We start from the raw sequence: 14,050 nt of genomic DNA on the forward strand, positions 1-14,050 counted from the left end.
TAAAACATACGCCTATTTATGCTTAATGCCATCAAACACTCAAAGAAGTATGTGCTGTGCTGCGTACTATTGTGGTGTATAAGTTTTTTGGCTGTTGCCCAAACTTCACGCATAGATGATTTATTAGGGCAACTCAAATCAACAGATCCTGATACTGTTCAAATTAAGGTTTTAAAGAAGCTATCTGCCGCATACACTTCAGTAGATCCAATAAAGAAATTTCACTACGCTAAACAGTATCTTCAGCTAGCAGAAAAAAACAACATAGATTCTAATGTTGCCGATGCCTATATAGACATGGGAATGGCCTATGCCGTTAGAAGTATCTTAGACACCGGACTATACTATTTCAAAATAGGGAATGAAAAAGCACGAGCTGCAAATTATCTTTTTGGAGTTGGCAGAAGCTTAGTTAATATGGGTTTTGTTAATGATAGGCTAGACAAAAAACAAGAATCGGTAAAGAACTACGAAGAATCGCTCAAGATATTTAGAAAACTTAACAACAAGCGTGGTATCAATCAGTGCATTATGAACTTGGGCTCCCTTTATTTCGATTTAGGCGAATATAAAACTGCTGATATTTACTTTAGGCAGGTTTATGAAAATGTGAAGGAAACACCTAATGATCAGGCCGGACTTGCTACTGCACTTTTTTCTCTAGGTGGCTCAAATAGAAAGATCGGCGACCAGAAATTAGCTTTAAGTTACTACCAAAAGAGTTTGGCAATTAGAGAAAAGCTAGAAGATTTAAACGGAATTGCGCTAAGTAACTGGGGCATAGGACTAGTTCACAATAACCTAAAGGAATACAAAAAAGCACTGCCCTATCTCAAAATAGCCCTCGAAAACAACCGAAAGATCAAGAATGTATATCAGGAAGCTATCGTTTTAATGTCGATGTCTTATTCTTATCTACATCTTAATGATTACAAAAAGGCTGAGGAAAGTGCTAATATGGCATTAGCAAAAGCTAATCAAGCTAATTCTAAAACCTTAGTGGTACAGGCTTTAGAATATTTGGTAAAGGTAGAAAAGGCACAAAGCAAATTTGAGGAAGCCTTGCAACATCAAACCGACTATATGGCTATAAATGATAGCCTAAACACCACCAAAATAAAAAAAGAGGTCATATTAGATGATTTAAAACGGGTAAATACCGACAATAAAAACCTAGAGAAACATAACCAAAAAATTGCTGCGAAAAATAATGATTACATAATTACCATAAGTATCTTCTCTATTTTATTGGTTGTAGTTGCCATACTTTTAGCACTTTACTACAAAAGAAATGCTGAGAAAAAAGCTGCAAACGAGTTATTGCTAACACAATCAAAAGAAATTGCAGAAGTAAACGAAGAACTAAGCGCTTTGAACGAAGAGCTAAAAACACAAATGGAAATTGTGTTTGCACAAAATTTAGAGCTCGAAAAACTTAATCAGGTCAAAAACAAGTTCTTTTCTATTGTGTCTCACGATTTAAGGGGGCCGATTAACAACTTGAGAATGCTTTTCGAGATGTATAGACAGGGTAACTTAAATGAGCAGGAACTAACAGCGCTATTCTCCAGACTAGAAGACACCACCTACACCACAGCTTCTTTTTTAGATAATTTATTGGAATGGTCTAAGAGCCAATTAGGAGGCATAGTTGTAAACCCTGTGGCTGTGAACCTGCAACAAGTAGTAGCGCATAATGTTAAATTAATCGATTCGCAGATTAAATTAAAATCTATCGAAATAGAGAACAAAATCAATGAAGATATAGCAGTTTTTGCAGATCTGAATATGGTACACGTAGTAATTAGAAATCTACTTTCTAATGCCGTTAAATTTTGCCAAGCTGGCGACAGCATCACTTTCGGTGCCCGAAAAGAAGGTGAAAGCATTATCTGCATTGTTAAAGATACAGGTGCAGGAATTAGTGATGTAGACAAGGAAAACCTCTTCAATTTAACCCACAAGCCAAACACAGGCACATCTGGCGAAAAAGGGTTTCACATTGGCTTAATTTTGTGCAAGGATATGATTACACAAAACAAGGGAGAATTGCAAGTAGAAAGTGAATTGGGATTAGGAACTACGTTTTATATCACTTTACCCATCTACAAAAGTTAGCAGTTTATTAAAGCAACCTCAACCAAACGTTCCAAGTAAATAATATTCCCTAGTGGAATAATCGTTTCTAAATATCAAATCCTTCGTTTTAAATAGATATTTTAGGCTAAACTTAATTGAATTTCTCTCCTATTAAGCATAGCAATGAAATACAACCCAACCTTCTTATTGTTCTTTCTATTCGTTTTTGGATGCTCTAACGCACCTACCGATGAAGAACTTTTAGCATTGGACAAAGAAAAACTTACCGAACATTTAGATTACGATAAAATCACATTCTACAAGTTTGCTAAAATTGCGGTAAGGTCATCGGCAGTGCAAGACACAACCAAACCAGAATATCAGAAGTTCAGCAAACATTTGAACAGGGTGCTAAACTCGTTAGACAAAGTAGATGCAGATAGCGGCAGAAGCATTTCGCCAGTAGATGCACTACTACTGTACAAAGATTACCGTGCTGTTAAAGGCTTTGTAAAGGAAACCGAAGAAGATATTTTCCCTACTTTGATGGAAGGAATAAATCGCATTTACGGAGACCAAGCTAAACCAATTCCGTTACTGAAAGGCAACGAAAAAACGGAAGTACAAAACATAGAACATGCCGTTTTAAGTATGATTGTTTTAGCAACTAGAGATTTGGGGCAGCCTTTTGCACTTTACGAATGTTCTAAAACTCAGCCCGAGCTTTTGCCCGACCACGAAACCAAAACCTTGCTAGAGTTTGTGCGTGGTTTTCTGTTTTTCAGCAATAATTTGTTTTACCTATCGGAAGATGGTTTGACCAGAAACATTAAATGGCTCGATAAAAACGAAAATGTACCGCTTCCTTACACCAAAGCATTTTTTGGTTGGAGAAATTTGAGCGACAGTCAGACGCGTACTGCTTTTCACAGTTTAAATTATTTGTTCAGAGGTTTCGATAGGTTAAGAATGGAAAGAGAAATTGATGAGGAAAGAGGCTTGGATGATTTTGAAAAGTTTCTGGAAGACACTAAAAAACTTGGTTTAGAAACTGAACTTACTTTAGCCGTTGAAAGTTATTTGTACCTAAAACGAGAAGACAAGGAAAAAGCAACCGCAGCACTTCGTAAATTAAAACAAAGTCCGCTGCTTTCTAATAGTGAAAAGGAAGCGATAGAAAAAACTATTGTTTATGTAAATGACCGTGAAGCTGGAAAAGCGCTAAATGGAGTTTATGATAAGGTTTTCTTAAGTAAAATCGCAACCAAATACATGATTTCTATATTGGCTAAAATTGATTGGGAAAAGGTGCTAAAAGCTAATAATGTGCCTCATACCGAAGAAATTTTCGCAACTGTACGTAAGGTCCAAACGATTTCTAATTCGGTTAGTGCTTATAGCAATGAGAAAACGATTGACAAGGGAAAAACTGAGTTGAAGAAGAAAGGGAGTGAGTTATTAGATGGAGCGAAGAATTTGTTGAAGTAACATTAGTTCGACGTTTGATTGGATCCCTGCCCCGTCATTTCGACCGCAGCGAAGCGAGTGGTGAATTGAAAATCAACGAAGTTAAATCTTTGAATTGCTAATTCGAGATAGTTTACGGAATTTACCTAGTCTAAAGTCGGGTGTCACCCGACTTTGTATTTCGTTTTTATTCTTTTATACTTTTGAGGCATCAAAAGTATGCAAAAATGCTTGTCAATCCAGCTAGGAACCTACACGCAAGCTCTCGCACATCAAAAAAACAGCGGCACTTCGTTTTGCTCGTTGCTACTTATTGAAAGTTTCTGCAAACCTCATCACAAAACCACTGCGTTTTAGGTTTGTTACTACTAAACCATCTGTTCTGCAGCTGTTTTTTTGATTTCCCGGTTCTTGGGATTGACGGCGTGCTTCGGTAAAGTCTGGACGTTATTTAAGCTACATGCCCTGCAACTGTCTAGGCGTTACTTGCACAGACCTTGCGTTCTAAACCTTATTGAAGCGAAAATACTTTTTGCTGGTGTCATCCTTGTCGAAAGGTTATTAATTAGTCTTCGACAAGCTCAGACTGACAAGTGTAAATGGCAGCTCCAGCAAAAAGATTGTAGCGTAAAGAAGGACTAACATTAACCGCAGCCAATGACCCTTCTTTTCAAATCCAAACAACCAGCCAAACAACCCACCCAAAACATTACAACTTTCAAACATTTCAACGTTACAACATTTCAGCAAGATTGCTTAACTTTGTACTATGATTGAACTTCCAGTTGTTGCCCCCGTTACCGAAAAAGCTCGTAAACCCGATTGGCTTAGGGTTAAATTACCTGTGGGTAAGGAATATGCGCAAGTGCGAAGTTTGGTTGACGAACACAAGCTGCATACCATTTGCGAAAGCGGAAATTGTCCGAATATGGGCGAGTGCTGGGGTGCTGGCACGGCAACTTTCATGATTTTGGGCAACATTTGTACCCGTTCTTGCTCTTTCTGTGCGGTTGCAACGGGTCGCCCTTTGGCGGTTGATACCGACGAACCTAACCGTGTAGCCAATTCGGTAAAGTTGATGGGCGTTAAACACTGCGTAATTACATCGGTAGACCGCGATGATTTGAAAGATGGTGGTTCTATCATTTGGGCAGAAACCCTACAAGCAATTAGAAGAGAAAGTCCAATTACTACTTTAGAAACTTTAATCCCTGATTTTAAAGGTCAGTGGGATAATTTATACCGTGTTTTAGAGGAAAGACCAGAAGTGGTTTCGCACAACATGGAAACTGTGCGTCGTTTAACTCGCCAAGTGCGTATCCAAGCTAAGTACGACAGAAGTTTGGAGTGCTTAAAACGTATTTCGGAATTTGGTTTGCGTACCAAAACTGGTATTATGCTAGGTCTAGGCGAAACCGAGGAAGATGTTTTTGAAGCAATGGATGACTTGGTGGCTAACGGCGTTCACATTTTAACTTTGGGTCAGTATTTGCAACCAACAAAAGCGCACCACCCGGTGGTAGATTGGATCCATCCAGACCAATTTGCGAAATACAAAGAGGTTGGCGAAGCTAAAGGCTTAAAATACGTAGAAAGCGGCCCGTTGGTGCGTTCTTCTTATCATGCAGAAAAGCATTTGTTTGATATCGAAGGAATTGCTTAAACGTTATAAGTTTTAAGTAATAGGTTTTACGTCTTCTTGCATAGCATTTAAATTGCAAGCTATTTTTAGAAAAGCAATCTCAATATTTCATCGGTCCCGAAAGTCCTTCCATTCGCTATAGTCCCGAGAAAATCGGGAGCTGCCGCTACTGTAAGGTTTAGTTTATAAAAGCCTTTGCAAGAAACTCAAGTTTTCCTGCTAACGTTTAAAACCACGTCTTTGTGTTCTTCGTGACTTTGTGGTTAGCGCAAAAAAGCAAACAAACTCTCTAAACTTTGGCAAATACAAAATGCGGCTAAAGCCGATAACAATACACTTTAATTCCGTTGGCCAACAACCAAACGGCAATGAAACAAAGTAATAAAAAACACCCCTAACGTTTCCGTTAGGGGTGTCAATTGTTAATTTAGGAGGGCTTGGAATGCTAATTTTCTAATCCCGTCATTGCGAAGCACAGCTTGTCCCGACCATTCGGGAAAGCAATCCTACAACTTTCGCTGGTTAAAACTATTGCTTTAAGATTGCTTCGTGCCTCGCAATGACGATATGAACTTAACTTTGCGTTATAGACGGGTGTCCTCACCCGCCTAACTTTAAAACCATTATTTCTTAATCACCTTAAGCGTTTGTTTTTTACCTTCGCTAGTTAGCGTAACGATATACATTCCTGTAGAAAGCGAACTTAAATTAACTTTTGTACTGCTTTCACCTTTCTTAGCTTTTACAAGCAATTGTCTTTTGCCTTGCACATCAGAAACTGAAATTTCAGCATCAGCTGCTAACACTGCGTGTTTAACAGTTACCAAACCATCCGTAGGATTTGGATAGGCTTCAAAAGAAGCAGCTAATTCAGCAATAGTTACAATTTTCACATCGCTTGTAGTATACTGACCATCTTTATCGTACTGTTTAAGTTGATAGTAAGATTTACCCGCTACAGGCGATTGGTCTACAAAGCTATAATCGTGTACACCAGCTGTATTTTTAGAAAGCTGAGTATTTACAACCTCAAAAACAGTATTGTCAGTTCTTCTCAAAACTTCGAACTTTCCTGTATTTACTTCGTTGGTGGTTTTCCAAGTTACCGCAACTGTTGGGTTGGTTGCAGTACCAGATTTCTTTGCATCAAAAGCCAATAAATCTAAAGGTAAAGCCTCTGGAAACCAATCTATTTTATCGGCACCGGCATAAATTGGCACCAACACTCTAACTACAGAAGCTGGTAAAGCAGTGTAACTGTAATATGTAGACGGGTTAAAAACATTCTCCGCATTTAGTTCATCAAACTTAACCGATCTGCCACCTGGGTTTAACATTGCTGGGTTAATTTGCGATGTAATTACAGGAAGACCGCTATCATCGTATTCATTACCCACCTGTTTTAGTCCAAATGCTGGTTTATTTCCAGTTTTTGAAGTGATACCGTTATCGGTATTATTTCCAAAAACCGCTCTAAAATCTGCCACGGTTCTATCGGCATACATTGGCCATCTGGTGTTTAAATAGAAGTTGTTTTCGGCAAATACATTGGCTCCAATTGCAGCAGCAATACCATATAGCTTAATTTCTTCACTTAAACAATTTAACACGTGTACTTCTCCAAATCTTACCCTTGGGTTTCTAGAATTTGTATTTTTAAAATGGTTAGCATAATGTGTCACCTTTAAACGACCTACATCTTTACTTGCATTACCATCAGAGTGCCCAATCAAACCTGTTTTCCAGCTATTGCGATAAATTGTCCAAGAGATGGTGATATAACTTGCACCATCTTTCACATCAATACCACCATCTGGATGCTCAGAGTCTGTTGGCATAGTTGTAGGATGCCCCACTGTACAGTGGTCTACCCAAATATGATGCGTTTCTAAGTTGCCGATATTTATACCGTCATCGTAGTAATCTTGGAAGGTGATATTTCTGATTATGATATTGTGGCTTCTTTTAATGTTGATACCAAATTTAAGCACTACATTTTTACGACCAATAATAGTTAAATTAGCTTGTTCCTGAATATCTAACATATGGTTGCCCCATACGCTAAAACCGTTGCTACCTACAGCAGGGTATACTCCTGGCTCCAAAACAATAGTCAGCGGGCTTGCATCCATATATTTATACCTAATTCTGTTGTAAAGAATTTCGCATAACTTATTAAACTCAGAAGGACCGTTGATATAGACCACTTTTTTAGGCAAACCTGTTACGGCATCGCCACCTGTAGTTGGGCCAGTAAAACCATCTGCAGTTACGGATGCAAAACCTACAGGCTGTTTAAAATCGATATTTAAATTATCGGTAAAAGTTGCAGTTACATTTTTGTTTCCGTTAACGGTAATAGTTTGTGTTGCATTTGCACCTGTTAAATCTCCAGACCAACCTTGAAAAGTTGAGCCTAATACAGAACCTGCGGTTACCGTTACCACAGTTCCATCGGCATACTCGCCACCTGCTGGATTTAAAGTTATGCTACCAATACCTACCGTGTTTACGTTTAGTTTGTAGGTACTAATTACTCTGAAATTAGCGGTAACACTTTTGTTCCCGTCCATAGTTAAGGTTTGTGGGTTAGTGGTTCCCATTAAATCTCCTGTCCAGTTATCTAATTTCAAAGCAGGTTTTTCTTCTGCCAAAAGTGTTACAACCTCTCCAGAGAAATAGTTATTGTTAGCTCTTACCGGACTTAACGAAACAGTACCACTATTAGTTGAATTAACTGTTAATGCATAAGTAGCACATTGAGCACCTGATAAATCCAATTTATCTAAATTTGGGCCATCGGTAGTTTCCCACGTAAGTTTGATATTGTTTACGCCTGCAACTAAATTGACCGATACAATAGCCTCAGCCCAGTCAGTAAACAAAGCTGTACGCGGGAAATCAACATTTTGAATAAAAACATCATTTACATATAAAGCTGCCGAGCGATTTTCATCTTTTGCAAAAGAGTATCTAAATTTGGCGGTTTGCACCCCAGCTGTTTGATTACATACCGTAAAATTGATATGGTTTTCGCCTGTGGCTAAAAAATCTACAAAGCCTGTTCCTGTAAAGCCTGCGTGTTGCGCATCTACCTTGCCAGTAAAATCAGCACTTTCTGCTTGGTAGGCGGTAAACGTTAAGTTAGGATCTACTATAGCTACGGTAACTGTCCACTGTTTAGTAGTACCATCTTGTGCAGTAACCACATAATTAACAGGACTAGCAAAATTTTGTGCAGTTGAAACTCCAGGGTTTACACTTGCAGAGTTAGAAAGTGTAAATGTAACTGGCACTAAAGAAGCTAAACTTTCGCCAAGAGGCATGGTTACCAAAATTTGCCCAGTATTGCTGTTGATAGAGGCATTGCCCATTTGAAGGTTAGAAAGTTTAAACGCAGTAATTTCTTTTTCGGATGATTGTACAAAAGTGGTGGTTACTGTCCACGATTTGGTTGTAGTACCATCTTGTGCGGTAACAGTGTAATTAACCGGACTGTTAAAGTTTTGTGATGCAGTAGCTAATGGACTAACAGTAGCACCGCTAGAAAGATTAAATGTACTTGGTGCGACATTGCTAACATCTGTTCCCGTAGCCACGTTTAAGGCAATGGTTCCCGCAGCATAGCTAATTACTTCATTGCCCACTTGACCTAGCAATTTAAAAGCAGTTACATCTACATCAGTACTAATTACAGGTGTAGTGCTACCCTCTACAAACAAGTCGTGTATCTGTGTATTTCCAGAAATAGCAGTTAGGCGAATTTTAATGGGACCGTTGTTTTTTAGCGCACTATATGCCACCTGACTAGTCAAATCGAACGCTTCTGGACCGGTTACGCTTAGTAAAGTACTAATGTTTTGAAATGAACCGCCACCATCTGTACTATAGCTCACCGATACAGTTCTGGTAGATGATGCGGTGCTTTTCATATTTACCTTAAAAACGCTGCAACTTGGCAAATTAACCTCTAAATATTGTGCAGATGAACCGCCGTTGATCTGTACCATTCCCTTAGAACAAACCCCATCAGCCGCTTTTGTTGGCGAAAGAGCTCCATTAGACACAAGACCACTCGGCAATGCGGCTAACTGAAAGTCGTAAGTGTATTTTCCTTGACTATCGAATGTTACCTGCGCCTGGGCTATGTTTTGCAAGCCAAAAAGCAAGCATACTATCAATAATAATTGTTTAATTTTCTTCATATCCTTAAATTCCTTAGGCAAAGTACTCCCATACCACCCAGAAAAAGGCAGTCGGGATTATTTAAAACTTGTTTTTACTTTTTAATAAATTTCTGAGACTGTGGTTTTCCGTTCACATCATGCACTAATAAATAAGTACCCGATGCTAGCGATGCCACATTGATAGTAGTAGATGAACTGCCTACAGCACTAGTAGTTTTGATATGGGTTTTACCATCTAGTCCAATCACTTTCAACAAGGCCGATTGCTTTAAATAATCGTGATTAACCACCAATTCCTTACTTACCGGATTTGGATATATGCTCAATGCAATGCCTTCAATTTTCACGTTAGCGATATCGCTATAAGTAAACTCCCCATCTCTGTCGCGTTGTTTCAAACGATAGTAAGAATTTCCAGATGCAGGTTTCACATCTGTAAACGAATAACTGTGCGTACCTGCCACATTTTTACTTAACACGGTACCAACAGTAGTAAATTCGGTATCATCAGTTCTTCTTTCTACCAAAAAATCTTGGGTATTTACTTCGTTAGCTGTTTTCCAGCTTAGGTTAACTGATTTTCCAAAAGCATCTGGTTTTGCCGAGAAAGAAAGGAGGTCTAGCGGAAGAGTTAAGTAGTCTGTCGGTAAGGTATATGCTGTAAAACCCGCAGCGATGTAATAGAATCTCGCGGTGCTAGAAGTACGCTTAATCTGTACATATTTTGCACCTCCATCTGGTATTGTAAACTCTGCAAGTACTCCAGGAGCAGACGCTCCAACAGACATAGCGTGGGTTAATGTACCTACAATATTACTTGCATCGGCACCATAAGAAAGAGTTAATCCAGATAAACTTGAATTACCTGTACCTCTATATTGCACAGAAACCTTAACAATGTTTTGTGTATTAGTTGATGTAAGGGTAAGGTGCCTAGTAGAATTGTTTAAAGTGTAGTAAAAGTATCCGGAACTACCATCTGCTACAATTCCTGTAGTTTCGTAATCCAGCTTTATATTATTTTCTGTACTAGTACCGGTAGTTACCTCAGTAGAGCTTGCTGTTGCAGGACCTGTAGCTTTATAAGTTAATTCTTGCGCTTTAGAACTTAAAGAAAAGAGCATACAAAGGCATGCGAAAAAAAGTACACGTTTTTTCATATCAATTAGGTTTATAAATTTGGTTAAACAGACTTAAAGACGTATTAATTTACCTCGCATGCAAAAGGCTAGAAAACACTACTTTATTTAAAATCTATTACAGATTTAAGCATTAGTTTTTGGTAATGAAAGAGAAAACTGTGCAATCGTTCCCGACAAAAAGATGAGAAAAAACTGTCAGAAAATGCACGCAGAACAGATAGAATGCAGTTTTTAGTTTATTGTTTGAAGAATAACAAAACTATGCAATCGTTCCCGAAAAAAGCGAGTATAATTTTAAACAAGATAAAATCTTGCTATTTTGCTAAAACAGTTGTAAAGTAACAGGCTCTTGCGCAGCAGAAGGACTATCCTGAACTCGCTTTTGTTTTTTCCGATGCTCAGCAATCCAGTTTTTGTAATTAGCTGCCTCGAGTGGTTTTTCCAACAAACCCGTACCTACATGCATTAATGTTAAGCTATTATCTATTTGCTGCCTTACTTTTTGTAATTGATATTGGATTTGTTGTTGAATTTTATTTTTCGGTTTTACCCTAATGATTTTCAACAAGGGATTTAGCACTTTCAGATTAAGCTCCTTTGCAAAGTAAGTGTTTGCGGCAACTATTCTAGCTTGGAAAGTTGCCTGAGCTTCAAAACCACCTTGCTGATGTAATTGCTTCACTTGTGCTTGAAACTTTTCTACCAATACATTCAATGAAGAAACACTGGCAATGATTTCAGCAAGTTGCGTTTTAAATTCGGGAATGTTGGCTTTGTTAATTTCAGGGTCGGTAGCTATTACGTTCAGTTCGGTCATTAGCGTATGAAGACGAAAATGGTCGAGCACCATTTGTAGCACAAACGTTTCTTGTGCCAATGTTATTTTTTGGGTCAGCCCTTCTAACATCAAAGGTTTCATGAAATTAAGCACTTCATTATTTGACCTTAAACTGTCCTTATTAATTTTCGATTTCAATACCAAACCGCCTAACGTTCGTACCCTACTCAGTGCTACATAAACCTGCCCACTAATGAAAGATTTACCTGCATCGATAATTGCGTGGTCAAACGTCAAACCCTGACTTTTATGAATGGTAACCGCCCAAGCCAACTTGATAGGATATTGTAGAAACTCACCTACCTGATTTTGAGAAACCTGCTCATCATCGTCCAATTTGTATTCGAAAGATTGCCACGAACTTTTAGTCAACAGCAAATCCTCCTCATCAGGGAAGGAAACATAAATATCTCCAGCATCGATAGATTTGATTTTACCGATTTTACCATTGTAGAATTTTCGTTCATCGCCAGTATCGTTCTTAATGAACATAATTTGAGCGCCAACTTTTAACGTGAGTTGTTGTTCGGCCTGTAAGCCCATTTCTTTAAACTCGCCGTTAATTTCGGCATCAAAGGTGTGAGCCTCGCCTGCTAGTTCATCTAACTTTTGTTTGTTAATTAAGTTAGCTTCCGCATTGTGCGAAGTAATGATGATGGGATTGATATCCGCCTCATCCTTAAATGCTGGGTCAAATCTTTGATTAAGCAAAGCTAAACTTTCATCGTCAATCTGATTACTTCGAATATCGTTTAATATTTTGATGAAGGTTTCTTCCGTTTGTCTAAATACTTTGGTCAGTTCAATTTGCAATACTGGATGTTTACGAATAACCAAAGCATCGAAGAAATATGGCGAAGGATAGGCTTTGCTTAAAAAGCTCCACTCTTCTCTTTTTACCACTGGCGGAAGCTGGTACAAGTCGCCAATGAGCAGCAACTGTAAACCACCGAAGGGACTGTTGTTTTTTCTCACAGAACGCAGTAGTGCATCAATCATGTCCATCACATCGCAACGCACCATAGAAACTTCGTCTATTACCAACAGCTCCAACTCATTAAAAAGTTTCAGCTTATCATTGGTATAACTTAAATCGCTAACTACAGACTGAATAGAAACGAAGCCCTCTTGCAAATTCTGAAAACCTACATCGCCTGGAAAAAAAGAACCCGGAGGCAACTGAAAAAACGAGTTGATGGTAGTTCCTTTTGCATTCATGGCGGCGACACCTGTAGGCGCAACAATTGCCATTTTTTTTGAGCTTTCTCTTTTTATCCGCTTAAGCAACGTAGTTTTACCCGTACCAGCTTTACCTGTTAAAAAGATAGATTGATTGGTGTATTCAATAAATTCGAAAACTTTATCTGCTATTGGATTTTCCTCCACTACTTGCTTCATAGCCACAAATTTAGCTAATTTAATTAGCTAAATCCGTACGGGCGAAATATTTTTCGCCCCAACATTCCGTATAAATCTGTAACAATTAGCAACATCCAAAGTCTTTACTGCAATTGTTAAATGTTAACCTAATACTAAAAACAATGACCCAAAAACCTTCAAATGCCTTTATAGCAGCCTCATGGATTGCTTTAGGGGTAGGCATGATTGGCTTTATTATTGGCCTCTGGCGCTCAGACATGCTACTTAACGAAAAAGGTTATTACTTCGCCGTATTAATGTTCGGTTTGTTTGCCGTAATCTCTCTGCAAAAAGCAGTTAGAGACAAATTGGAAAGCATTCCTGTAACAGAACTTTATTATGGCATCAGTTGGTTTGCAACACTTCTAACTATTGCCCTACTCATTATTGGGCTTTGGAATGCAGATTTGCTACCCAGTGAGAAAGGCTTTTATGCCTTCGCTTTTCTCCTCGCCATTTTTGGCGCTATCACAGTGCAAAAGAACACTCGTGATGGTCAAATTGCTAGAGGAAAACACCCATTGAATTAAGAAAATTGAAATTAAATGGAAGCGCTGCAGGTGATTACTTGCAGCGCTTTTTTGTAGTTACATTTTTATATACACCCTGTCATCCAGAGCGCAGCGAAGGATCCATTAGCTTACTCGTACCTCGGAATGACAAGTAGGCAAAAAACATAAAAGAGTTCAGTCATACCTAACGCCTAATCTTCTTTTATTTCATTATTCAAAAATCTCCATTCTCTATTTTCACTTTCAATCAGGGTGTTTTTCTTCGCTCTCGACCACCTTTTCAACTCTTTTTCTCTTTCAATTGCTTTATTAACATATTGAAATCTCTCATAATAAACCAGATAATAACATTTGTATTTGCGAGTAAAGGAATTTATGCTATTTCCCTCTATATGTTGTGCCAATCTAATTTCTAAATCATTAGTTATGCCAACATATAAAACTGTTTTATTGTAGTTGGTTAAAATGTAGACGAAATAATTATGTTGTTTTGACATGATAGAATAGATAGATATAATAAAAATAGTAATTTCCATCTACCCTACCCTTACCCCAATAAGATTTCAAATGTATACTAGATTCCTCCTATCGTCGGAATGACAAGGAGGAAGAACAATAACTTATAAAAAACAGCACAAATCCATATCTCTCTTGCTATTATGGGGTATTTGTCATCCAGAGCGCAGCGAAGGAACTAGTAAACTATTAATATCTACTAGATTCCCCCTACCGTAGGAAATAGCAAGTAGCAGAAGTATAAATAA

8 protein-coding genes are annotated in these 14,050 nt (G+C 38.2%); 4 read left to right on the forward strand and 4 right to left on the reverse strand.

Annotation, left to right across the window (positions count from 1 at the left end; genetic code table 11):
* Positions 1 to 18: 18 nt before the first annotated feature.
* The 3 genes from REI64_RS06270 to lipA all read left to right on the forward strand — a co-directional run bounded on the left by REI64_RS06270 (position 19) and on the right by lipA (position 5,209).
* Positions 19 to 2,118, forward strand: coding sequence for a tetratricopeptide repeat-containing sensor histidine kinase (locus REI64_RS06270; protein WP_308849253.1), 2,100 nt, complete (start codon positions 19 to 21; stop codon positions 2,116 to 2,118).
* Positions 2,119 to 2,262: 144 nt separating this feature from the next.
* Positions 2,263 to 3,567, forward strand: a complete 1,305-nt coding sequence (locus REI64_RS06275; RefSeq protein ID WP_308849254.1) for a hypothetical protein — start codon at positions 2,263 to 2,265, stop codon at positions 3,565 to 3,567.
* 748 nt (positions 3,568 to 4,315) lie between these two features.
* Positions 4,316 to 5,209, forward strand: a complete 894-nt coding sequence (gene lipA / locus REI64_RS06280) for a lipoyl synthase (RefSeq protein WP_308849255.1) — start codon at positions 4,316 to 4,318, stop codon at positions 5,207 to 5,209.
* 602 nt (positions 5,210 to 5,811) lie between these two features.
* On the opposite strand, the gene REI64_RS06285 is transcribed toward lipA, so the two are convergent.
* The 3 genes from REI64_RS06285 to REI64_RS06295 form a co-directional block, all read right to left on the reverse strand.
* A complete protein-coding gene (locus tag REI64_RS06285) occupies positions 5,812 to 9,393 on the reverse strand; it encodes a DUF5018 domain-containing protein (RefSeq protein WP_308849256.1) in 3,582 nt (1,193 codons plus the stop codon).
* Between the two features lie 74 nt (positions 9,394 to 9,467).
* On the reverse strand, positions 9,468 to 10,535 hold the full coding sequence (locus REI64_RS06290) for a T9SS type A sorting domain-containing protein (RefSeq protein WP_308849257.1): 1,068 nt from the start codon (positions 10,533 to 10,535) through the stop codon (positions 9,468 to 9,470).
* Between the two features lie 304 nt (positions 10,536 to 10,839).
* Complete coding sequence (locus REI64_RS06295) at positions 10,840 to 12,753, reverse strand: AAA family ATPase (protein WP_308849258.1); 1,914 nt, start codon at positions 12,751 to 12,753, stop codon at positions 10,840 to 10,842.
* Between the two features lie 143 nt (positions 12,754 to 12,896).
* On the opposite strand from REI64_RS06295, the gene yiaA reads away from it, so the two are divergent.
* Positions 12,897 to 13,304, forward strand: coding sequence for an inner membrane protein YiaA (gene yiaA, locus REI64_RS06300; protein ID WP_308849259.1), 408 nt, complete (start codon positions 12,897 to 12,899; stop codon positions 13,302 to 13,304).
* Between the two features lie 173 nt (positions 13,305 to 13,477).
* Here yiaA and REI64_RS06305 read toward each other — a convergent pair whose 3' ends face one another.
* Complete coding sequence (locus REI64_RS06305; RefSeq protein ID WP_308849260.1) at positions 13,478 to 13,822, reverse strand: GIY-YIG nuclease family protein; 345 nt, start codon at positions 13,820 to 13,822, stop codon at positions 13,478 to 13,480.
* Between the last annotated feature and the right edge of the window lie 228 nt (positions 13,823 to 14,050).

This window comes from Pedobacter sp., assembly GCF_031119335.1.
Taxonomy (GTDB): domain Bacteria; phylum Bacteroidota; class Bacteroidia; order Sphingobacteriales; family Sphingobacteriaceae; genus Pedobacter.